The sequence below is a fragment of the Burkholderia sp. AU45274 genome, from assembly GCF_030482505.1.
Lineage (GTDB): Bacteria > Pseudomonadota > Gammaproteobacteria > Burkholderiales > Burkholderiaceae > Burkholderia.
The window spans coordinates 562,658-586,488 of the sequence record NZ_JAUJQE010000003.1 but is presented as its reverse complement, the minus strand read 5'-3'; the positions used below and the strand labels follow the sequence as shown (position 1 = coordinate 586,488).

General features: G+C 67.3%; 13 protein-coding genes. 6 read left to right on the top strand and 7 right to left on the bottom strand.

What is annotated here, in order from left to right; translation table 11 throughout:
- Position 1 precedes the first annotated feature (1 nt).
- The 5 genes from QZM35_RS15245 (at position 2) to QZM35_RS15225 (ending at position 5,733) form a co-directional block, all read left to right on the top strand.
- Entirely contained in the window at positions 2-1,597 is a 1,596-nt protein-coding gene (locus tag QZM35_RS15245; protein ID WP_256976965.1) for an MBL fold metallo-hydrolase, read from the top strand.
- Positions 1,598-1,681: 84 nt separating this feature from the next.
- Entirely contained in the window at positions 1,682-3,127 is a 1,446-nt protein-coding gene (locus QZM35_RS15240) for a serine hydrolase (RefSeq protein ID WP_301776268.1), read from the top strand.
- Between the two features lie 7 nt (positions 3,128-3,134).
- On the top strand, positions 3,135-3,578 hold the full coding sequence (locus tag QZM35_RS15235) for a GNAT family N-acetyltransferase (RefSeq protein WP_089429901.1): 444 nt from the start codon (positions 3,135-3,137) through the stop codon (positions 3,576-3,578).
- Positions 3,575-4,822 carry an MFS transporter gene (locus QZM35_RS15230; protein ID WP_089429900.1) on the top strand — a complete coding sequence of 416 codons (1,248 nt, stop codon included), beginning with the start codon at positions 3,575-3,577 and terminating at the stop codon, positions 4,820-4,822. The genes QZM35_RS15235 and QZM35_RS15230 overlap by 4 nt, the downstream gene beginning before the upstream one ends.
- Positions 4,823-4,914: 92 nt before the next feature.
- Entirely contained in the window at positions 4,915-5,733 is an 819-nt protein-coding gene (locus QZM35_RS15225) for an aspartyl/asparaginyl beta-hydroxylase domain-containing protein (RefSeq protein WP_301776267.1), read from the top strand.
- A gap of 378 nt (positions 5,734-6,111) precedes the next feature.
- Here QZM35_RS15225 and QZM35_RS15220 read toward each other — a convergent pair whose 3' ends face one another.
- Positions 6,112-7,860, bottom strand: coding sequence for a cholesterol oxidase substrate-binding domain-containing protein (locus QZM35_RS15220; protein WP_301776266.1), 1,749 nt, complete (start codon positions 7,858-7,860; stop codon positions 6,112-6,114).
- A gap of 862 nt (positions 7,861-8,722) precedes the next feature.
- Positions 8,723-9,022 (bottom strand): hypothetical protein, encoded by a 300-nt coding sequence (locus tag QZM35_RS15215; protein WP_143329937.1) that lies wholly within the window; start codon positions 9,020-9,022, stop codon positions 8,723-8,725.
- A 189-nt stretch (positions 9,023-9,211) separates the two neighbouring features.
- On the opposite strand from QZM35_RS15215, the gene QZM35_RS15210 reads away from it, so the two are divergent.
- Complete coding sequence (locus QZM35_RS15210; protein WP_301776265.1) at positions 9,212-10,033, top strand: helix-turn-helix transcriptional regulator; 822 nt, start codon at positions 9,212-9,214, stop codon at positions 10,031-10,033.
- Positions 10,034-10,309: 276 nt separating this feature from the next.
- Here the strand turns inward: QZM35_RS15210 and QZM35_RS15205 are convergent, their stop codons facing one another.
- The 5 genes from QZM35_RS15205 to QZM35_RS15185 all read right to left on the bottom strand — a co-directional run bounded on the left by QZM35_RS15205 (position 10,310) and on the right by QZM35_RS15185 (position 23,810).
- Entirely contained in the window at positions 10,310-11,200 is an 891-nt protein-coding gene (locus QZM35_RS15205) for a LuxR C-terminal-related transcriptional regulator (RefSeq protein WP_089429896.1), read from the bottom strand.
- Positions 11,201-11,363: 163 nt separating this feature from the next.
- Complete coding sequence (locus QZM35_RS15200; RefSeq protein ID WP_301776264.1) at positions 11,364-13,067, bottom strand: cyclic peptide export ABC transporter; 1,704 nt, start codon at positions 13,065-13,067, stop codon at positions 11,364-11,366.
- Positions 13,068-13,083: 16 nt separating this feature from the next.
- Positions 13,084-13,566 carry a hypothetical protein gene (locus QZM35_RS15195; RefSeq protein ID WP_089433864.1) on the bottom strand — a complete coding sequence of 161 codons (483 nt, stop codon included), beginning with the start codon at positions 13,564-13,566 and terminating at the stop codon, positions 13,084-13,086.
- Positions 13,567-13,620: 54 nt separating this feature from the next.
- Positions 13,621-14,283 carry a glycosyltransferase family 25 protein gene (locus tag QZM35_RS15190; protein ID WP_256976964.1) on the bottom strand — a complete coding sequence of 221 codons (663 nt, stop codon included), beginning with the start codon at positions 14,281-14,283 and terminating at the stop codon, positions 13,621-13,623.
- Positions 14,280-23,810 (bottom strand): non-ribosomal peptide synthetase, encoded by a 9,531-nt coding sequence (locus QZM35_RS15185; RefSeq protein ID WP_301776263.1) that lies wholly within the window; start codon positions 23,808-23,810, stop codon positions 14,280-14,282. Before QZM35_RS15185 ends, QZM35_RS15190 begins: the two co-directional genes overlap by 4 nt.
- Between the last annotated feature and the right edge of the window lie 21 nt (positions 23,811-23,831).

The window sequence follows — 23,831 nt, the reverse complement described above, 5'->3', positions numbered from 1 at the left end:
CATGACCCAGATCTACCTGAAACCGAACGTCGTCTTCGAACCGCTGGTCAATCAGTGGTATGCGTGGACGTTCCTGCTGCAGCCGGCGACCTGCGCGCTGGTGATGAAGCAGGTGCACCTGCGCATCATGGAATCCTTCATCCGCGCACCCGAACTGCATCGGCGTTCCGCCGCGAAAATGGCCGGCGGGCCGTTCCTCAACGGCGGCCGGGAGCTCTTGCCGGCGGTCGACGCGCTGATCCGCGACACCCGCACGCGCGCCGCGCCGCTGCTGGCGCTGGCGGACGCGCTGCGCGAGCTCGACGAGCTGCTCGCGCGGGAAGGGGGCGGCGACACGCTGTCGCCGCTGTATGCGCGGGTGCCCGAGCCGTTGAAGGGCTTCGTCGAGCTGGGCTACGACCTGCGCGGCCACGCGTCGTACCGGCTGTTCGAGCGGCTGCTGTACGACAGCGCCGGCTATCTCGACGCGCTGCAGAGCGTGAACGGCTTCCTCGCGACCAGCGACGACCGGAGCTTCATGCTCAGCACGCCGCGCTTTCCCGACGAGCACATGGTGCAGATCCGCCTGCCGTTCCGCGACGCGCTGTACGACGAACTGTTCGCGGCTCGCCACGCGGGCGCCGCGCCGGACCTGATCGACCGCCTGCTGGTTCACGCGGAGGGCGGTGCCGAGCGGCGCGCGGCACTCGAAACCTGGTTCACCGACGCGCCGCCGCCGCGCCCGCCGTCGGCGCCGGCGCGCGCGGGGCAGCCGGTGCGGGTGCGCTACTTCAACCATGCGACGGTGCTGGTCGAAACCGCGGAATTTTCGCTGCTGACCGATCCGATCGTCGGCTATCCGCTCGGCCAGGGCGACGATCCGTTCACGTTCGCGGATCTGCCCGAGCGCATCGACTACGTGCTGCTGACCCACAACCACCAGGATCACATCGTGCTCGAGAGCCTGCTGCAGCTGCGGCACCGGATCGGCACGCTGGTGGTGCCGCGCAGCCATGGCGGGTTCCTGCAGGACCCGTCGATCCGGCTCGCGCTCGAGGCGTGCGGGTTCGAGCGGGTGGTCGAGGTCGGCGAGCTGGACAGCGTGCCCGTGCCGGGCGGCGAGATCGTGGCGCTGCCATTCCTCGGCGAGCACGGCGATCTGCATATCGCCGCGAAGATGGCGTTCGCGCTGAAGGTGGACGGCAAGAGCATGCTGTTCGCGGCCGACTCGAACAACCTGCAGCCGGAGCTGTACCAGCGTATCGCGCAGCGCATCGGCCGGATCGGCACGCTGTTCATCGGCATGGAATGCGAGGGCGCGCCGATGTCCTGGCTGTACGGCGCGCTCCTGAACGAGCCGCTCGGGCGGCAGTTCGACCAGAACCGCCGGCTGAACGGCTCCGACTGCGAGCGCGCGTGGCCGCTGGTCGAGTGCTTCGCGCCGCGCCAGGTGTTCGTCTATGCGATGGGCGCGGAGCCTTGGCTCAAGTTCATCTCCAGCATCGAATACGCGCCGACGTCGCTGCCGATCGTCGAATCGGACAAGCTGATCGCCCGCTGTCACGCGCACGACATCCAGTCCGAGCGGCTGTACCTGAAGAAGGAAATCATCCTCTGAGCGCGGGCGGCCACGCGGCCGTCCGCATCGTGTCGTGTCGTGTCGTCTCGTCTCGTCGAATCGTCGAACCAGGAAACCACTCCCATGCCGGATCGTCATCCGTCCCGTGTCGCTGCCGCCTTCAAGATGCTCGCCGCCACGGCCGTGCCGTTGCTGGTGATTGCCGCGGGCCTGCTGTATTGGGCGCTGCCCGCCGCCACCGGCTACGCGTCGCACTACCTGTGCGTGCGCGCGCTCGCCGGCGGCGACGGCGATGCACGTGCGCTGTTCGCGCGCGAAGTCAAGCCGATCAATCCGTTGTTCAACTTCGTCACGTACCGGATCGACCGGGCGCGACAGACCGTCGAGGCCGCCGGGCTCGGCGTGCTGCGTTCGACGGTCGCGCTGTACCGGCCGGGCCTCGGCTGCACGATCGCGCCGGCCGATGAGATCGACGCATTGCGCGCGGCGGGCCGCGGCCTCGCGCTGCCGCCCGCCGCGGCCGATGCCGGCTACGTCGACCACTACGGCAACGCCGACGATGTCGCGCCGGCCGATCCGCTGCCGGCGCTGAGCGCCGTGCTGGATCGCGCGATGGCGGAGCCGTCGCCCGCGTCGCTGCGCAACACGCTGGCCGTGGTCGTGCGGCAGGATGGCAAGCTCGTCGGCGAGCGGTATGCGCCGGGCGTCACGGCCGACACCCCGTTGCTCGGCTGGTCGATGACGAAAAGCGTCACCGCGTTGCTGGCGGGTGTGCTGGCCCGCGACGGCAAGCTGACGCTCACGCAGGATCACCTGCTGGACGACTGGGCGCAACCCGGCGATCCGCGCCAGGCGATCCAGTTGCGCAACCTGCTGCAATGGACGAGCGGGCTGGATTACCAGGAAGGCTATCTGCCCGGCTCGGACACGACGAAGATGCTGTACCAGTCGACCGACATGGCGCGCTTCGTCGCGAGCCGGCCGCTGAAGGTCGCGCCCGGCCGCGAGGTGGACTACCAGAGCGGCGGCAGCGTGCTGGTCGCGAAGATCGTCGCGCGCGCGATTTCGCCGCGGCCGCTCGACGTCGTGCCGTTCGCGCGGGCGCGGCTGTTCGAGCCGCTCGGCATCCGCACCGCGATGATGGAGCCCGACGCGTCGGGCACGCTGGTCGGCGGCAGCTACATGCTGGCGTCGGCGCGGGACTGGTCGAAGCTCGGCCAGTTGATCCTGCAGCAAGGCGTGTGGCGCGGCACGCGCATCGTCGAGCCGGACTGGGTGCGCTTCATGGCGACGCCCCAGGCGGCGCGGCACGACGGCCGGCTCGGCGCGCATCTGTGGCTGAACGCCGGCGTCGGCGGCGCGCGCCGGTTTCCGTCGCTGCCGGCGGACCTGATGATGATGGACGGCTTCAATCACCAGCTGGTGGTGATCGTGCCGTCGTGCCGCGCGGTCATCACGCGGCTGGGCGCGACGGTGGACCACAGTTGGGATACCGAACGTTTCGTCGCCGACGTGATGGCGAGCCTGCCGGGCTGTGCGGGCCCGGCAACCACGACTGCCGCGAGGTAAGCGCATCATGAAGATCATCGTACGTGACGCCGTGGCCGCCGATACGCCGGCCCTGTGCGAACTGTTCCTGCGCTCGCGCCGCGAGACCTTCGTCTGGCAGCCGGCCGGCGCGTTCCAGCTGGCCGATTTCGAGGCCCAGACGGAAGGCGAGCGGCTGAGGGTCGCCGAGGACGACCGCGGGCGACTCGCCGGCTTCGTGTCGGTCTGGGAGCCCGACCATTTCATCCATCACCTGCACGTGCACCGGTCGCACCACCGGAGCGGCATCGGCCGGGCGCTGCTGCGCGCGTTGCCGGGCTGGCCGGCCACGCGTTACCGGCTCAAGTGCCTGCGCGCCAACGGGCCGGCGCTGGCGTTCTATGCCGCGTGCGGTTTCGTCGAGATCGGCGCCGGCAGCTCGGAAGACGGCGAGTACCTGCTGCTCGAGTCCGGCGGCAAGGACGGCCGATGACCGTCCACCTGCGGTACTGCCTGCAGCAGGCGGCGTTGTGGGGCACCTTCGGCCTCGTGCTGCCGGTCGTCACGTTGTTCCTGCTGCACAGCCATTTCACGCTGTTCGAGATCGGGCTTTACGCGGCGGTGTTCAGCCTGTCGACCATCGCGCTGGAACTGCCGTTCGGCGCGATGGCCGACCGCGTGGGCCGGATCCGGACCTATCGCATCTCGCTGCTGATGAACAGCATCGGCTGCGCGCTGATGCTGTGCTTCAGCCAGAAGCCGGTGCTGTACCTCGCCGCGGCGAGCTTCGGCGTCGCGCGCGCGATGAGTTCCGGCACCGTCGACGCGTGGTATGTCGGCCTGCTGCGCGAGCACGGCGAGACGAACCGGATTCCTTATTTTCTCGGCCGCGCGGAGCTGGCCTCCGCGCTCGGGCTGGCAAGCATGTCGCTGGTCGGCGGCGTGCTCCCGGACCTGATCGGCAGCCGGCTGTTCGACAACCCTTACCGGATCGGCCTGGCGCTCGCAGGCGGCTTGTTCATCGTGCTGCTGGGCCTGACGTCATGGTTTTTCGCCGAGGCGGAGCAGGCGCCGCCCGAGGCCGCGCCGGCCGGCCGGATGCGCGACGACCTGCGCGAACTGGTGCGCTTCGCGTGGCACGGCGGCGCGGTGCGGCCGCTGATCCTGCTCTGCATGCTGCTCGGCGGCGTCGTGTCGGTGCTGGAGAGCTACTGGCCGGTGGTGCTGAAGACGCTCGTGCCGATGCATGGCGCGACCTGGGCGTTCGGCCTGTTCCTCACGCTGATGCTGGTCGTCAAGGGCGCGGGCGGCTGGGTGTCGTATCGCGTGATGAAGCATTGCGCCGCACGGCCGGCGCTCGCCGTGTCGCTGCCGTTCGCCGGGCTCGCCGCGAGCCTCGTGCTGACGCGCTGGGCGAATCACGTGGTCGCGTTCGGCGCCGTGCTGAGCGGGGTCGCGCTGTTCCTCGGCATCGCCGGCGCGGTGGTCAACGCGGTGCTGCATCACCGGACGCCCGATGCGTTGCGATCGCGCGCCGTCTCGTTCTTTTCGCTGGTGTTCCAGCTCGGCAGCATGATCGCGTCGATCCTGCTCGGCTACCTGGTCAGCCAGTGGGGCGTGCAGGCGGTGTGGTGCGGCGTCGGCGTGCTGGTCGCGGCGGCGGCCGGGTACGGCGCGTCGATCGGCGGCTGGGCCGCCGACCCGATGGAGGAGGCGAAGACGACGGCGCGCGCGTAGGCCGGGCGCACCGTTTCGATTCATGTGTGATGCGTCATGCGGAAGCGGCAATTTTGTTGTTTGTCACCCCACGATAGCCAAGGAGATCGACTTTGAAACAGGAGATGCGCATCGCGATTCACGAGACGCTGGAGGCGCTCGTGTCGCAGTACGGGACCGCGGAGCTCGAACGCGTGATCGAGTTCGTCGACATCAACACGGGGCGGGTTCCGCTGCCCGCGTTGCCGAAATATCAGCGGCCGCTGCTGTTCTATTTCCCGGGGCTGGACGGCAAGCCGTGGTACGAGGCGTCCGACTATCCGGCGCTCGAGGCGTTCACGTCGACGCTCGAGGCGTCGGTCGACGTGCTGCGCGAGGAGTTTCTCGCCCAGGTGACCACGCCGATGCTGCTGCCGTACGAAGAGCAGGTGGCCGGGCGTTTCGAATCGATCCGGCGCAACGACTGGGGGTCGTTCTATTTCAGGCGCAAGGGCGAGCCCGAGGTCGAGGAGAATTGCCGCCGCTGCCCGCGCACCGCGGCGCTGATGCGGCAGGTGCAGGACTTCCTCAGCCCGAGCGGCGCCTTCATCTTTTCGGTGATCCAGGGCGGGACGCGGATTCCGCCGCATACGGACACGACGAATCTCAAGCTGACCTGCCAGCTTCCGCTGATCGTGCCGCGCGGCTCGCGGCTGCGCGTCGGCGACGAGATTCGCGAGTGGCCGGACGGGCGCGCGATCATTTTCGACGATACGTTCGAGCATGAGAGCTGGAACGACAGCAACGAGCCGCGGGTTTGCCTGCTCGTCGACATCTGGCATCCGGGCATCACGCGTATCGAGCGGGACGCGGTGGAGCGGCTCGACGCGGCGATCAGCCAGCATCTCGGGCTGGATTTCCGGCCGCCGTGGGCGGAAGCGGCCGCGGCGTAAGGCGGGGAGGGGCGGCCGGCTGCGGGCGACCGGCTGCGGGCGACCGGCTGCGGGCGACCGGCGGCAGGCGGTCGCCTTTTGACGATCGACCGATGGCAGTGGGGCCGGTGCGGTTTTGCGCGGTGCTGTTGTCGAATCACGCGCCGCATCCGGCAATCGCTTCGACAGTCGTGCATGGGCCGGAGCGCTTCGCGGCCGCGCTCCCGCGGCCTGGCGACCCGCAGGCGAGCCTGTCAGGTCGTCGATTCAGCCGTTCCGCCGCTCGCCACGGTTCCAGCCGGCCGGCCGCCACATCCTGAATGACCTTGCGAACCTGCACGGTTCGCGCATCGTCATCCGTTCCGTGGCGGCCATGGCAGCCGGCTTCCGCCGGGATCCCTACGGCATCAGCCGGTCGAGCAGCGGCGACCGGAAGATCCGGTGCGGGTCGTAGCGTTCGAGGGTCGCGCGCGCCGTATCCCAGCTGCTGGACGGCGGCTGGCCTTCACGATGCAGGTTCGGAATCGTGGTGGCGAGCATCGTGTCGTCCTGCCAGGCGGCCGTGTCGGTATAGGCCCAGCCCTTCGACCATTCGGGGCGCACCGTCGCATACGAGCCGGTGTAGTTCGCGAGCATCCATTGCTCGATCTCGCGATAGAAGCGATCGGCGGCCGGCGTGCCCGGCAACGTCAGGATGTCGAACCACACGGCGGTATCCCATTCCGGCCGGTCGGGACGCGGCTTGAGCGCGGACAACGCGGGCACGGCCGCGCCCGCGCCGGCATCGGCCGGCTTGTCGAGGCCGGTGACGCGGATCTCGACCGGACCGTTCATCGGATACTCGTTGCGCGCCTTGTACGTGTCGACGCGGTTCTGATAGAACTGCACGAATTCGCTGATCACGCGCTGCACGTCGGCGCGCCGCGCCAGCACCGCGTAGCCGTTCGCGGTGACGCGCAGCGTCGTCGGCCGGATGTACTGCAGCACGGTGCGCGACCAGCCCCAGATGTCCCCGCTGAGCGTGAGTGCGAGACCGGCCGTCGTGATGGCCAGCTGCGTCTGGCCGAACAGCGGCGTCAACGCGCCTTCGCCGCCGATCACGATCCGCTTGACGAGATCCGAGATGGTCTGCGAGATCGAATCGGAGAACGGATAGTTGTACGGCTGCGTGACGGCGCGCGACAGGAACGGCTTGCTGGGCGTCGGCGTCCAGACCTTGAGCCACGGCTTGGTCGTGAACGGGAACCAGATGGCTTCCACCCGGCCCGAGCGATCGAGAAACGACGCGATCGTGCGGCCCGTCGAGCCGGCCGGCGCAAACAGTTCGGATGCCGGAATATCGACGTAGCTCTGGCAGCGCAGCCGCTGGTTCGGGCCTGCCGTCAGCGTGACTTCGACGACGAACGCCCGCCCGATGTGTGCGAGGAACGCGCCGATCTCGGGATCGCCGCGCTCGAACCGGCGCAGCACGTATTGCTGCCGGGCCGGGTCGAACACGACCGCGGTGAGCGCGACCACGAGATTGCTCAGCGAGCCGTATGTATGGCCCGGCTGCAAGGTTTCACCGGCCGCCGGCACGGCGGTGCCGTGTGCATCGATCGCGAGCGCGCCGCCGAGCGTGATGTCGCCCGGTGCCGGCGCGGCAATCACGCCGAGGCCATATGGCTCGAGCGTCGCGAGCAACGACTCCAGCGAGACGCCCGTTTGGGCGGTGACGCGCGCCGGACGTGCCGACGTGTCGACGGAGACGGCCGTCAGCGACTTCGTCGTATCGAGCAGCACGAGGTTCGCGGCGCCGGCGCCCGGGTCCAGCGTCAGCGGCGACCAGTTGTGCATGTAGCCGCGCGGGCGTATCCGGTAGCCGTTCGCGCGCGCCCAGTTGACGGTCGCGACGACGTCGTCGGCGGAGCGCGGCGCGGCGGTCCATACGTCCTGCACGGCGATCTCGCCGCTCCAGTTCTGGAATGCCTGCTTGTAAAGCGGGATGTCGGCCGGGAAGCCGGGCGGCGTGTCGCCGGCCGTCCGCGCGTGTGCCGCGATCTGGTAGAGCGGGGTCCAGCCGGTGACGATGCCGGCCGCCGCGAGTTTTGCCATGTCGGCCAGGAAGGCGCGACGCGGCGCGGGTTCGTCTCGGAAGTCGTGACTCATGGTGTGCTCCAATTTTTCGGCATTGTTTTGAAGATTGGAAAGACGACAAATGACGCGTTGAGACTGGTGTGGCAATCGATGCAGGCGTGACGCTCGGGAAGCGTTGCGCTCGGGTCGGGCAGGATTGAAAAAGAACGATGCGTCCGGCAATGCGCGGGCCGCGCATCACCACGGGCGTCTAAAAGGAAATCGAAAAACCGCCGGGAGATTGCTGCAATTGGCCGTCGGCCTGTTCTGTCGACAAGCGGATAGGGAAATTCGACGGAATCGCGTGCGGCGAAGCGCTAGCCGCGACGATCGATAAAAGATGATTTCACGTGAATATTAATCGTCCTGTTTCGATTTTTTAAATAAACCCGGCCGTAATTCAAGGTTGATTGATGATGCGTCGTATATTTCGGTCGAAAGCGTAGCAATTTATCTGTGGGGTGACAAGCGGCGGAATTGAAGAATTCCGACTCATTTAATATGGAAATTTTATGACGGGAAATGGCTTCGCCCTTTGTTGGTGTTTTGCAACGCCCGTCCCGGCAGCACGCTGCCGTGGGCTTGGGCGGAAACTATGCTTTGCCGTCGCGCATATTGAATCGATTGTTGAGTGAATCGAAATAGCGTCCGGAAGATACGGCTTGAAACCAGCTCGATGAGCGGGGGCTGGTGAAATCCGACAATTCCTCTCTCGAATGGTGCCCCCCGGATGAAAATTCGTGGTAAGCGTCGCTCGACCGATTATTACAAAAGTTCGTGGTAAACGAATGTTGATTTATTCGTGCGTTGATAATAATGCCCATTTCCGGTTATCAAGCGGTGTCGTTTTAAAAATAAATTTCGGGTTAACTGCAAATGTCTTAAATCATCGCTATCATACGCGGCTGGGATATACATGGATCAAATTCAATGGAAAGAATCGTTTCGCTTTTTGATCGACATTTTTCGTTGAATTCACCGGGAACGCGCCTGCTTCGAGCCGGCGCCGGGTTGTCCGATTCAGGTCTTCAGCACGTCCGGCGGCGGCGCGTTTTCGTCCCGCCACGCGCATCGACCGAAATGGACGTTTCGGCCGCTGGCAGCGTCGCCCGTCATGAACGTCCATCGATGCGACGCCCACCGCATCGCGCTGTCCGATACGGAGGAAACATCGTGCCTGTTTCTCGCTCGTCATCGGTCTGTTCGATCGTCGGTGACGCGGCGGCGCTCGCCGTGCCTGACGATCATTCGCACGCGCATCGCGTGTTCCGGATCGCGCGCCGGCGGCGCGCGTTGCCCGCCTGAGAACGCGTGCGACACAGCGCGACCCGACGCGCGCCGGCGTTGCGCCAGGTCCTCAAGCACGCACAACAAGGAGAGTCAGATGTTCGCGAAGCTCGGGAAGGTGATTTCGAGCGCCGGCAGTGAGCGGTTCGCATCCGACATGCATGCATTGCTGGTCGAATCGATTCCGCTCGCGATCACCCGGATGACTGAATGGACGCTCGACGAGCCGGCGGGCGAAGTCGTCCGCGTGCAATCGCTCGGCGCGTTCGGCGCACCGGGCGGCGACGGGCGCGGCGCGCCGGCCGCGCACGGCGAGCGGGAACCGGCCGCGCATCCGCCGTTGAACCGGATCCTGGCGGCCTGCGACCGGCAGCTCATTCACATCAATCCGCTGTTGCGGCGTGGCAATGGCGGCGACGTCGCGCCGCCGCGCGGGCCGGGCGGCGGATTTCAGTGCCATCTCGTGTCGGGCAAGGCGAATCGCCGCTACGTGATCTCGCTGCATCGCACGGCATCGCATCACGACTTCTCGTTGCAGGAGATGTCGTTCCTGAAGAATTTCGCCGATACGCTGCTACCGCTCGTCGAGTGGCATGCGTCGACGCGTCGGCACGGCACGCTCGAATGCGCGACGGCGCCCGGTGCGACGGCAGGCTTGCCCGGCGTCGACGCGCTGCGCCACGAGTTCGAATCGCGGCTCGCGCGCGCGCGGGTCGTGCTGTCGGCGCGTGAAAACGAAGTGTGCCTCGGCCTGCTCGCGGGCAAGATGCTGCGCGAAATGGCCGGCGAGCTCGGTGTGAAGGAGAGCACGATCGAGACGTACATCAAGCGCGCCGCGGTGAAGCTCGGCATCAGCGGCCGGCACGGGCTCACGAAATGGATGATCGACGATTCCGTACCGTGCGCGTCGGCGGCGTGACGCCGCCGGCCGACTAGCCAGGATGGCTGCCGCGCGCGCCCGCGCCGGCACGCGTCGTCGCGAGTGATGACGACGATGTCACCGGGTGCGGCAGCGCGGGTTGCGGCGCCGGCTAGATTGCCGACGTGCGACGCGAGATGGAAACCGGCGGCAGTTGTCCCATGGAGTTTCGCGCGTCGCCTGCGCCTGCGTCGGCGTCGCGCGCGCTGAAGTGCCTGATGTGCCGCGCCTGACTCACGCCGCGCCGCCGGATCGGCGTGTTCGGGCCGCGTGCCCTCAGGTTCCGATGCGCGGCGACGCGTAGTCGCGCCGCACGCTTCGCATGCCGTCCCCGCCCGCTTCCGTCGCGGCCCCGGCCGTCTCGTCGAGCATCCAGCGCGTCAGGCCATGACGCCCGCTGAAGCCCAGCTTGACGGCGGCCCGCTTCAGGTAGGTCTCGACGGTGCTTTCGCGCAGCGCGAAACGCATGGCGATGGCGGGCACCGTGTCGCCGGCCAGCAGTGCCGTGCACGCCTCGATCTCGCGCGTCGACAGCTTGACGCCGGCTTGCCGCAGACGCTCGGCGAACCGCCGCGCCACGCGCTCCCGGCCCGATTGCGTCGCCGGCGGCGCGGCGATAGTCACTTGGGCGGCCGGTGGCGTCGCGTCGAGCGCCGCGACATGGCTCTCGACGATCGGAAACAGCACGTGCGAGAGTTCCTTGAGGAAGGTTCGCTCCTGCGGCGAGAAATCGTCGAACGTACACGTGCGATACAACGAGATCACGTAACAGTGGCCCCGCTTGCGGGTCACGAGGTGGAATTGCGCGTAACGCGGCGACACGACCGCCGCCTGCATGACGATGAAGCGGTCGAGCTGCGCGTGGATGGGGCCGTGGCCGGCGAGCGTGTCGTCGACGTGCAGGGGGCTCGCCCCCGGGCGCGGCGGCATCTGCGGCCCGCAACAGGCGGCGGTCACCCCGGCCTTCGCGAGCGCCGCGCCGACCGCGCCGAGGCTGCGCACCGCGGGATGGCCGTCAGGTGAGTCGTCGACCGCCAGCTCCGAAATGCGGATCTCGTCGACGGGGACCGCCGCGGCGATCAGGTTGTACATCATTCGGGGAAAACGTCGGCTCCCGCTGCTCGAGATCGCTTCGCCGACGTGTGCGAACAATCTGCTGAACTCCATGAAAGGATTCCTGATGAGACGTTGAAGCTGCGCGTGTGCGCATGGATGCCGACATGATTTAAACACCCACGTGCGAATGCGTCTGTAACGGTTTGCCGGGACAGACGCATCGCCGGCCGTCGAATCCGGTACGGCGCGCATCGTGTCCCATCAGGATCGCGGCTCATCCGGCGGCTTCGGCCGGGACGGCGCATACGGCCGTATCGGAGAAGATACGGCCGCTATCGAGCCGAATGACCCGGTCCGCCAGCTTGAAGTACTGATCGTCGTGGGTAATGATGACGACGCATTTCCCGCGGGATTTCAGGTCGGGAACCAGCACTTCATAGAAGAATCGCTTGAAGACCGGATCCTGATCGGCGGCCCATTCGTCCAGGATGTAAATCGGACGATCCTCGATGTACGCGCAAAGCAGCGCCAAGCGCTTGCGTTGCCCGGTCGATAGCGCCCGGGTGGTCGAGTAGGTGCGGCCGGAAATCTCGATCTTGTCCGCCAGTTTCAGGGTGTCGAGGTATTTCCGGGCAAGCTCGATGCTGTCATTGCCCCGATCCGGCCCGATGATGCGATTGAACAAATGGAAATCGGTGAAGACGGCGGAAAACAGGTTTCGGTAGCGTTCCCGGGCATCGTCGTCGATGACTTTTCCGTCGAGCGAAATGGTGCCGCCGGTCGGCGCATAGAGGCCGCTGAGGACCTTGCCCAACGTGCTCTTGCCGCTGCCGTTGCCGCCGATTACATAGACGAGTTCTCCGGCATGAATCGTCATATTGATGGGGCCGAGCACGAAGTCGGTCGACGATTCATTGTCACGGTAGTTCATCGTCACCTCGTTCAACTCGATGACCTTCCATGACTTCGCCGATGGGGACGCCACGGCGCCCGGATGGGGCGGCTCATTGCGTGCGTCCTGCGTGTCATCGATCAGGAAACCGAATTCCGCCAGCCGGGCGAGCGCGGTCTTGCCTTCGGCCATCACCGGCAGGATATTGATCAGCATGGTCAAGGGCCCCATCATGTAGAGCACGGCCAGAATGCTCGCCGTGAGGACGGACGGATCCACGACGCCGAGCGAAGGCACGCCGAACAGCAGGAAGCCGAGCAGCACCGCGACGGTGATCTGGCCGATGCTGTCGCCGCTCATGAACCAGAAGCGTTCGATGTAGTTGAATCCCGCCACGCGCTTCGATGACAGTTCGATCGCGGCCCGGGTGAACCAGCGGCGCCTCGCCCGGTTGAGCTTGAGTTCCTTGATGCCGAACACGAGGCCATGCGTGTAATCGTTGAACTGGACGAATTCATCGCGAACCCGCTCGGTGAAATTGACCGCCTTCCGATAGAAGAACAGGTAAAGCACCAGGCCGACGAGGGTCAGGATCATCGTCGACGCGAAAACGATCCACGAGAGATAGGCGAGATAGACGATGCTGCAGATCAGCACGACGGATTGAACGATGATCGTCGGGATGGTGAGCAGGGTCTGGCTCAGCTGCGGAATGTCCTGTGTCAGCAAGGTCAGCACATGGGGGGCGCCGCGTCGGTCGATTTCGTCGAGCGGGGTCGCAAGGATCCGCTTGCACAGGTCGACGCGCAATCTCGTCATGACTTTCATGCACGCATAGGACGGCATTACGGCCGCGCCGCTCCTGCAGACCACCGCGATGACATTCACCGCAATGAACATCAGCAGCAGCGTCTGTCGATCAGACGGGTCGTGCAGCACGGTGCTGATCAACCCGACGCCCACGATCGACGCGATGCCGCTGACGAGGCCCGTCAGGACCGTGCCCAGCGTCAGCCAGGGATGACTGCGCCACATCAGCGTGACGGCGGAATGCCAGGGCGGCGATTTGCTTTGAGCGGAATCCATGAATGGCCAATAGGTCTCAGTTGATCAGGTGGCTGAGTTCGACATTGCTTGCCGCTGATCTCAACCTCGACGAGGTTTCGTGCTGGCCCAGGAACGTGATGCTTTCCACGATGCCCAGCGGCGAATCGGAAAACAGGATGCAGCACTTCAGCAGGCGCTGCGCCCGCGCCCAGCCGACGCTGTCCGTCGAATCGGCCACGCTCCGCAACGCGGCCTCGACCGACGCGGCCGTCCAGTTTTCGTTCCGTGCCAGCCGCGACTCGACCTGCCGAAGAAATTGCAGGAGCGCGCGGGGATTGCTTTCGATGCTGTACATGAGGATGTAGTCGATCCGCAGTTTCTTCGTGATCAACGGAAAAATCAGGTCGATCACGCCGGCAGTCGATTCGCATTTCCCGTAAGCCAGTGAAATCGCGTCGCCGAGCTTGCAGTCCCGGTGAAGCGCATCCAGCGCGGCTTGTACGAACGCCGCTTCGAGGTCAACGGTGGTGGTTTGCATGAGATTCAATGGCCTGTCGAGTGAGGGTTCGCGGCGCGCACGGGGCGGCAGGCGTTACCAGCCGTCCGGAATGGGCATCGAATAGGTCAGCGGCTTCTCCGGCATCACTTCGTCCATGATGTCGGAGTAGCCGGACTCCTGTCCGACCAGGTTCGGCTCGAAGCAGTAGCAATTGAACGTCTGCTGCAGGACGAGGTTGTTGCGGTCGTTGATCGCCGGCGGGTTTTCGTTGATCGCGATGAACGCGTCGTAAAGCGAGTCCCTGACGACGTACGCGTGCGCGGTGAGCGTCTCCACGGCCTTGACGATGTTCGGCGCGACGGGAATGGGCGGCGTGAAGTGATACGCGCCCAGGAACAGCATGTGCCAGTCGTCCGGCACTTGCGCGATGAACTCGGGGAAGCGTGCGGCGAACTCGGCGTCGAAGAACGCGTCGTCCTCGAAGATCAGGACTTCGCTGGCGCCGGCGGCCTTCGCCTGTTTCACGGCCGCGAGATGGCTCATCGTGCAGCCGTAGTCCTGCGGACGCATGTGGCTCAACGATTCCGGCACGCTCACCAGCCTTGCATCGACGGCGGACAGCCGTTCCACCGTGAGGATGTTCTGCTCTGCGAATTTTCGTTGCATCGCTTCCCAGCGGTCGGGACGCCGGTCCAGGTTGATGCAGACCTTGCGGGCGAACGTGTTGTCGATCGTCGGCGTTGATTTCAGTTTCATGAGGGTTGTTTTTCCAGGAACGAATTGACATGGGCGGCGAGGGCGCCGGCATGCGGATCGAGCAGCATGGTCAGGTGGTCGCCGGGGACGTCCGTCACCGCGACGGGGAGCGTCGAGAAGCGGGACCATCCCCAGGCCGGGTCCAGGCGAAGCTGCGCGATCTCGGGCGACGGCGCGAAGTCGTCGGGATCGTGCTCGGTGCTGCGGAACAACGCGATCGGTACGGGCAGCGGCGTGGCGTGCGGCGCGTAGTGCGACTTGAAGTTGGCCTGATAGACGCGCAGGTACGCGCGCAGGCGGTCGGGCCCGGCGTCCGCGAACCAGTTGCCGCGGTCGCCGATCCGCGCGAGGATCAAGTCGGCCTGGCCGTCGGGATCGAGCGGGACGAGGTCGGCTCGCGTCACCTGGAGGTCGGCCCCGAGGAAGGTGCCGATTTCGTGGGCGATCGCGACCAGCCATTCGGTGTCGTCCCAGTCCTGCCAGTACGTGGCGGCTGAGCTGTCGATGGGCGCGGACGCGTCGAGGATCGCCAGCAGTTTCACGTCGGCGCCCTTGGCGACCAGTTGCCGGCTCATCTCGAGCGCCACGTGCGCGCCGAACGAGTGGCCAGCGAGGTAGTACGGACCCGCGCCCACCAGCGGCCAGATGCGCTCGATATGACGGGCCGCGATGTCTTCCACGCGGGTGAGCGGCTCGCACGCGCCGTCGAGGCCGGGCGCTTCCAGCCCGTGAATCGCGTGGGCGCCGCTCAGGTGGTGCGCGAGCGGGTGGAAGTAGACCACGTTCCCGCCGGCGCCCGGCAGCAGGAAGAGCGGCGCGGCGGGGCCGCCGTCGCGAATCGGCACGAGTCCGCCGGCGGGCGCGGCCGGTTCGTTCGCGGCGAGCGCCGCCGCCAGTTTCTCGATCGTCGGATTCTCGAAGAGACAGGAAATCGGCAGCCGGCGATCGAACGCCTTCTCGACATGGGCCATCAGCTGGATCGCGATGATCGAGTGGCCGCCGAGGTCGAAATAGTTGTCGGTGACCGCGATGTCGTCTCGTTTGAAGATCCGCTGCCAGATCTCCAGCAACGTGCGCTCGTCCGCCGTGGGCGCGACGACGCGTGCCGCCGTGGCCGCACCGGCGGCGGCTTCGATCGCCGGCCCGGCCGCATCGCGCGGCGCGCCCGGCTGGCCGTCGGCGGCCGGCGGATCGGCGAGCTGGCCGGTCGGCTGGTCCGGGTGCTCGGCGAATCGCTCGAGCAACGTGCGGAGGGTGTCGAGCATCTGCCGCACGACATCCGGCGCGACGCGGTGCGCATCGTGCGAAATATGGAAGCCGATGCGCGCGTCCGGGTGCACGGTCAGGGTCAGCGGGTAGTTCGATTCCGCGAACGCGCGGGTGTCGAGGATCTCGATGTCGTCCGGCCCGAGTTCGGGGGCGGCGGCAACCGGGAAGTTCTCGAAGACCAGCAGGCTGTCGAACAGGCTGTCGCGGGCGGGCACTTCGCTCCACGACTGGATGTCGACCAGCGAGCTGTACGAATGCGGCTCCATCGCCGTCTGGGCCGCGTGAACCTCTGCCAGCCATTCGGTGAAGGGGCGCTCCGGCGCGATACGCAGGCGCAGCGGCAGCGTGTTGATGAACAGCCCCACGATCGACTCGACGCCGTCGAGCAGCGGCGGGCGCCCGGACACGGTGACGCCGAAGACGACGTCGTCCGTTCCGGCGTGGCGCCGCAGCACCAACGCCCAGACCGCGCGGATCAGCACGTTGAGGGTGACGCGATGCGCACGCGTGAGCACGTGCAGCCGCGCGGTCAGCGCCTCGTCCAGCAGGAATTGCTGGGTCCGGCGCTTGTTCTGGCGCGCGGCGTCGCCGGTCGTCTGCCGGGCCGGGCTGGCCGCGATCGGCGTGGCGGCACGGAAGCCGGCCAGCTCGGCGCGCCACCAGGCTTCGTCGGCGGCGCGCGGATGACGCGCGAGCCAGTCGATGTACGCGCGGTATCCGGGCGCCGACGCCGCGACCGCGGGCGTGCCGGTGCGGGCGAGCGACAGGTAGTCGGCGAACACCTCCTTCATCAGGGTCGCGGTGCTCCAGCCGTCGAGGATGATGTGGTGCGCGCTCCAGCAGAAGCGATGGCGCGTGTCGGTTTCCTGGATCAGCGTGCAGCGGAACAGCGGCGCCCGCTGCAGATCGAAGCCGCGCTTCCGGTCGTCGGCGAGGAATGCATCGAAGTCCTGCGCGCGGCGGGACGCATCGCGGTGCCGCCAGTCAAGCACTGTCCACGGCAGATCGACCGTGTGCAGCACGGTCTGGACGGGTTGCTCGCGATCGGCCCACGCGAACGCGGTGCGCAGCACGGCATGGCGCGCGAGCGCATGGGCCCACGCCTGCCGGAGCGCCGGCACCTGGAGCGGGCCGCTGACGACGAAGCTGAACTGCTGGAAATAGGCGGCAGGATCCAGGTCGTACAGCGAATGGAACAGGATGCCCTGCTGCAGCGACGAGAGTGGGTAGCTGTCGTCGATGTCGTCCGCTGCGGTGTCGGGGACCGACGCCGCGAAGTCGAGCAACCGGTCCCTGAAGTGCGCGGCCAGGTTCTCGACCGTCTGCCGCCGGTGGAGCCGCTCGCCGTAGCGCCAGTCCACCTGCAGCTTGCCGTCGACCACGGCGGCGACGATCTCGAACGCGTGCGTGCGCTGCGACCGCCCGGCGCGCAGCGAACCGAGGTCTTCGGTCGCCGGGCGCCAGCCGTCGGATTGCTGCAACACGGTATCGAGCTGCCCGTGATAGTTGAAGAGGATATCGGCCTGCGGCAACGCGGCGAGACTGTTGCGCACGGCGGCGTCGGGGCTCAGGTAGCGGAGCAGCGAATAACCGAGACCGTCGGCCGGAATCCGGCGCAGCTGCTGGCGCGCGGCACGCAGCGCTTGCTCCGGCGTGTGCATCGCGTCGGCGTCGAGCACGACGGGGTAGATGGACGTGAACCAGCCCACCGTCCGGGTGAGGTCGAGCGGCGCATCCGCCACGTGGCGGCCGTGACTCTCGAGATCGATCCGCGTGCGGGCGTTGCCGGTGACCATGCTACAGGCTTGCGCGAGCGCGATGAGCAGGACGTCGTTGATGCGGGTGTCGTAGGCCCGTGGCAGCCGGCGCAGCAACGCGGTGGTGTCGGCTTCGTCCAGCTCGAATGAAACGGATGACGCGTCGCTGACCGCGTTGTTGGCCACATTGTTGGGCGCACCCGCGGCCGGATAGTCAAGCGGGAGCGGCTCGACGGGCTGCGCGAGGAGCGCTTGCCACAGTCGCGCTTCGTCGCCGATGGCCGGCGACCGGGCCCGTTCCTGCAGATGCAGCGCCCATTCGCGGAACGACGTCGTTTTCGCGGGCAACGGCTGGCCGTGGTAGGCGGCATGCAAGTCCTCGAGCAGCACGCGCCACGACACGCCGTCCACCGCCAGGTGATGGATCGACACGAACAGGCGGGCGAGCGGCTCGCCGGCCACGCAGAAGAGCCGCGCCGCCAGCAACGGGCCATGCGTGATGTCGATGCCGCGCTCCGCGTCAGCGGCGGCGGCGCGCATCGCCGCCAGGCGCTCGGCGGCGTCGCCGGCGATCACCTGTTTCGCAAAGAGCGCCGGCATCTCGCCGCCGGCGACGACGTGCTGGGTCCAGCGGCCCGCATCGTGCGAGAAACGCAGTCGCAACGCGTCGTGATGTTCGTAGACTTGCCGGAACGCGTCGGCCAGCCGCGACGCGTCGAGATCCGCCGGCACCTGGATCAGGACCGTTTGATTGAAGTGCGACGGCGCGTCGATCTCCTGGTCGAGGAACCAGTGCTGCACCGGCGTGAGCGGCGCGTCGCCCAGCGGGCTCAAGGTCGGCACGTAGGCTGCCCGCTCCTCGGGCGCGGCGGCCAGCTGCGCGATCGTCTGATACTGGAACAGCTGCTTCGCCGTCACGCGCAGCCCCGCCTGATTGGCGCGCGCAATCACCTGGATGCTCAGGATGGAGTCGCCGCCGAGTTCGAAGAAATTGTCGTGGATGCCGACGGCAGGCAGCTGCAGCACGTCTTGCCAGATCGACGCCAGCAGGATTTCCCGGGGCGTGACGGCGGGCGCGTGCGGCTGGGCCATGTTGACCACGTTGACCCCGTCGGCCGGGGCGGGCAGCGCCTTGCGGTTGATCTTGCCGTTGGGCAGCATCGGCAACGATGCAAGGACGACGAACTGCGACGGCACCATGTAGTCGGCGAGCTTGCCGCCGAGATAACCGCGCAGATCGGCAATGTCTGGCTCCGCGGTCGCGACATAGGCGATCAGGAACGTTCGGGCTCCTGCGGTTTTCGCGATCACGACGCAGTCGTCGACCGACGGATGCGTGCGCAGCGCGGCCTCGATTTCACCGGGTTCGATGCGCAGGCCGCGCAGCTTGATCTGGTGATCGATGCGGCCGAGGAATTCGATGTTGCCGTCGGGCCGGTAGCGCGCGAGATCGCCGGTGCGGTAGAGGCGCGCGAGCGGGTCGGCGGAGAACGGATCAGCGATGAACTTCCCGGCGCTCAGTTCGGGTTCGCCGTGGTAGCCGCGCCCGACCGGCGTGCCGCCGATCAGCAGTTCTCCGGGCACACCGATCGGCGTGGGCTGCATCTGCGCGTCGACGATGTAGAGGCGGGTGTTGGCGATCGGCCGGCCGATCGGGACGATGCGGTGCGGGTCGTCGCGGCGGCATTCCCACGCGGTCACGTCGACGGCGGCCTCGGTCGGGCCGTAGAGGTTGTACAGCTTGGCGTCCAGGCGCTCGAGGCAACGCTGCTGCAGGTCGTGGGGCAACGCCTCGCCGCTGCACACGACACGGCGCAGCGATGCGCAGTGCGCGTCGAGGTCGGGATGGTCGAGGAACGCACGCAGCATCGACGGCACGAAATGGATCGTGGTGATGCGTTCGCGCTCGATGAGTTCGACCAGATAGTCGGTCTCACGCTGGCCGCCGGGGCGGGCGAACACGAGGCGCGCGCCGGTGACGAGCGGCCAGAAGAGTTCCCAGACCGAGACGTCGAAGCTGAACGGGGTTTTCTGCAGCACCGTATCGTCAGCGTCGAGTGCGTAGGCGTGCTGCATCCAGAGGATGCGGTTGGTGATCGCGCGATGGGTGTTGAGCGCGCCCTTGGGGCGGCCGGTCGAGCCGGACGTGTAGATCATGTAGGCGAGGTTGTCGCCGTCGAGCGCGGGCGTGGGGTTGGACGTCGCCGCGGCATCGAGGTCGAGCGAGTCGGTATCGACGACGATCAGGCGGGCGTCGGTCTCGGGCAGCGCGTCGCGCAGATGCTGTTGGGTGAGCAGCCAGCGCAACTGCGCGTGATCGATCATGAAGCGCACGCGCTCGGCGGGGTAGTCGGGGTCGACGGGGACGTAAGCGCCGCCGGCCTTGAGGATCGCGAGCAGCGCGACGCTCATGTCGAGCGAGCGCTCCATCGCGACGCCGACGAGGGCATCGGGGCCAACGCCGAGCGCGATGAGGTGGTGGGCGAGGCGGTTGGCGCGCAGGTTGAGTTCGGCGTAGGTGAGCGTCTGGTCATCGAAGACGGCCGCGACGGCATCGGGCGTGCGCTCGACCTGCTGTTCGAACAACCGATGCAGCGGTTGTGCGGCGGCGTCGCCGAAATCCGTGTCGGTGCGGTTCCACTCGACCGTCATCAGGTTCCGCTCCGCGTCGCTCGTCAACGGCAGCGCGCCGAGCGGCGCGTCCGGATCGGCGATCACGGCATCGACGAGCGTGCGGAAGTGTTCCGCCATGCGATCGATCGTGGCGGCGTCGAACAGGTCGAGGTTGTATTCCAGCGAGCCCGCGAGGCCGTCGTCGGCATCCTGCACATGGAGCGTGAGGTCGAACTTCGCGGTGTGGGTCTCGACCGCCACCGGCGTGGCCGCGAGACCGGGGAAGCTCACCGCCTGGGACGGCGCTTTCTCGTACGCGAACACGACCTGGAACACCGGCGTGCGGCTCAGGTTGCGCTCGAGCGCGAGCGAATCCACCACCTGCTCGAACGGAATCTCCTGGCGGCTGTAGCCGTCGAGCGCGACGCGCTTCACGCGCGCCAGCAGTTCGCCGAAGGTCGGATTGCCCGACAGGTCCACGCGCAGCGCGAGCATGTTCGCGAAGAAGCCGATCAGCGGCTCGGTCATGCTGGACCGCCGGTTGGCGATCGGGGAGCCGATGACGAGGTCCTGCTGGTTGCTGTATCGCGACAGGAGCAGCGCATACGCGGCGAGCACGACCATGAACGTGCTGGTGCCGGACGCACGCGCGATCGCGCGCAGGCCGTCGGCGCGTTCGCCGCTCAGCTGGAACGGCAGCACCGCGCCGCGGAACTGCTGGATGGCGGGCCGCGGGCGGTCGGTGGGCAGTTCGATCAGGTCCGGCGCATCGGCCAGCGCGGCGCTCAGCAGCGCCAGTTCCCGATGCGTGTCGGCGGACGCCAGGCGTTCGTGCTGCCACACCGCGTAGTCCGCGTACTGGACCGCCAGTTCCGGCAGCGACTCGCCGGCATAGAGCGCGGCCAGTTCGCCGATCAGGATGCCTGACGACCATGCATCGGAGACGATGTGATGCATCACGATGCCGAAGACGTGCAGGCGCTCATGGACGCGATACAGCACGACGCGATAGAGCGGCCCGGCGGCGAGATCGAACGGGCGGTCGGCTTCCTCCGCGAGCCGCGCGAGCGTGTCGGATTCGCGGGCGACGTCGACGACGTCGAGCGCGACCGGCGCCGGCGGCGCGATGCGTTGAACCCCGCGGCCGTCGACGGAGGGAAACGTCGTGCGCAGGATCTCGTGACGCCGGCTGATCTCGGACACGGCGGCCTGCAGGCGCGCGATGTCGAGTTCGCCGTCGAAGCGCAGCGCGCTCGAGATGTTGTACGTGGCCGACGGGCCTTCCAGTTGCGCGAGGAACCACAGCCGCTGCTGCGGAAAGGACAGCGGCAGGTCGTTCGCGCGCGAGCGGGGCAGGATGGCGCCGGCCGTCGAACCGGCGTGCGGCGACGACGCTTCGATCAGGTCGGACACCGCGCTGATGGTCTGGAGTTCGAAGATCGCGTCGATGCCGATCTCGACGGAGAAGCTGCTCCAGATCCGCGAGACCAGCTGCATGGCTTGCAGCGAATCGCCGCCGTAGTCGAAGAAGCGGCCGGTGAGATCGACGGCCGGATTGTCGAGCACGTCGCGCCAGATGCGCACCAGCTCGAGCTGAATCGGCGTGGCGTCGAGCGGCGTGGCGTCGAGACGGGCGTCGTCGGGCGCGGCGTTGGGCTCCAGCGCCAGCAGCGCCGGGCGATCCAGCTTGCCGTTGGCGTTGAGCGGAAATTCGGCGATCGGGATGATGTCGGACGGAACCATGTAGTCCGGCAGCTTCCCGGCCAGATAGGCCCGCAGGTCCGGCACGCTCAGGCTCGCGGCGCCCTTGACGTAGGCCGCCAGCTTGCGCACGCCGTGGGCGGATTCGCGCAGCATGACCGCCGCGCCGACGACGTCCTCGTGCGCGGCGATCGCGGCCTCGATCTCGCCGAGTTCGACACGGTGCCCGCGGATCTTGACCTGGTGGTCGACGCGCCCGTAGCACTGGATACGTCCGTCGGGCAGCCACCGGCCGATGTCGCCGGTGCGATAGATGCGCGCTTCGCCGGGGAACGGATGCTCGACGAATTTCGCGGCGGTGACGTCGGGCCGCTGGTGGTAGCCGCGCGCGAGGCCGGCGCCGGCGAGGCAGATTTCCCCGGGCACGCCGAGCGGAACCGGCCGCAGCGCGTCGTCGAGCATGTACACGCGGGTGTCGGCGATGGGCCGGCCGATCAGCACCGTCGACGGCGCGTCCTCGACGCGCTCGACGATGCAGCCGACCGTCGCCTCGGTGGGACCGTACTCGTTGTAGATCTCGATCGCGGGATCGATCTTGCGCAGCGTGGCGATGTGCTGGGGCGTCAGTTCCTCGCCGCCCACGATCACCTTGCGCACGCCGGAGCGCGCCAGGTTCATGTACTCCAGCAGGTGAATGTGGGTGGGCGTGAGCTTGAGGGTGTCGACGCCGCTGCCGGGCTGGAACATCCGGGCCAGGATGGTGTCGATGCTTTCCGACTGCGGATAGATGCGCAGCGTCTTGCCGCGCACCAGCGGGCAGAAGAGGTTGGTGAGCGTGAAATCGAAGCAGAGCGAACTGTACAGGCCGAAACTGCCGGTCGTGCTTTCCGGAAAGTAATACGCGGCGGCCCACGCGATGTAGTGGGCCAGGTTCCGGTGTTCGAGCAGGCAGCCTTTGGGTTTCCCGGTCGAGCCGGACGTGTAGAGCACGTAGGCGAGGTGCGCCGGTTCGGCACGGTACGGCGGGTTGTCGGGCCGCGGCGGCCAGCCGGGGAGTTTCTGGTCCAGCAGCAGCGTCACGCCGGAGAACTCATACCACTGCGCGAGCTGATTCGATTGGGTCACCAGCAACGACAGGCCGGTGTCGCCGAGGATGTGATTGATCCGCTCGGCCGGATACGCCGGGTCCAGCGGAACGAACGCCGCGCCCGCCTTCAGGATGCCGAGAATCGCGACGATCATCCATTCGGAACGGTCGAGCATGATGCCGACCAGCGATTCCGGCCCGACGCCGTGGTGTTCGCGCAATTGATGCGCGAGGCTGTTGGCCCGCGCGTTCAGGTCGGCGTAGGTCATCAGCGCACTGTCGGTGACCAGGGCCGGCGCCGTCGGCGTGCGGGCGACCTGCGCTTCGAACATGGCGACGACCGTCGGGTGGCTGGGGCCGGCCGTCGCGGTTTCGTTGAAGGCGCTCAGCAGCGGCCCCTCTTCCGGCGGGGCCGATGCGATGTCGCCGACGGCCGTGTCGAGGTGTTCGAATGCCGCCAGCACCGCGCCGAGGCTGCCGGCGAAACCGTCGATGATGAAAGGCTCGATCGCCGTGCTGTAACGAAGCTCGATTTCGCCGCGCGCGAGCCGCAGATGCAACTGCAGATCGTCGTCGCGACCGGTCGGTGCGTCGTGCACCCGGTCGTCAGCGAGCGCGACTTTCGTGAGCTGCGCGAGCGCCATGTCCTTTTCGTTGCGCACGAGCGTTTCAAGCGGGAAGTGAGGCTCGGCGTAGCTGTCTTCCACGATCGCGGCCACGCGCGACAGGTAGTCCTCGACGCGCTCGTCGGGACGGACCTCGATGATCAGCGGCACGGTGGCGGCGCGGGCCGGCGGATGCGCGGCCAGCGCCGGCGTGCCGAGCACCGTGACCGGAATCCGGAAGTATTTCCAGAGCAGGAATGCAATGCCCGCCGCCGTGACGGCGAACTCGGCAAGCTCGCCGTCGCCGATGCGCCGCAACAGGTCGAGCGACGCGGGCGTGAGCCGCACCGTGCGGGACAGCAGGCGACCCGGTTGCTGATTCGGGGCGTACGCCGCGATCCGGTAGACGCCGGCGACCTGCGAAAGGCTTTCGCGCCAGAAACGCGCGGTGGAGGCATAGCGATGGTCGGTGACCAGCACGTTATTGTCTTGCACAGGACACTCCTTGAAACGTTT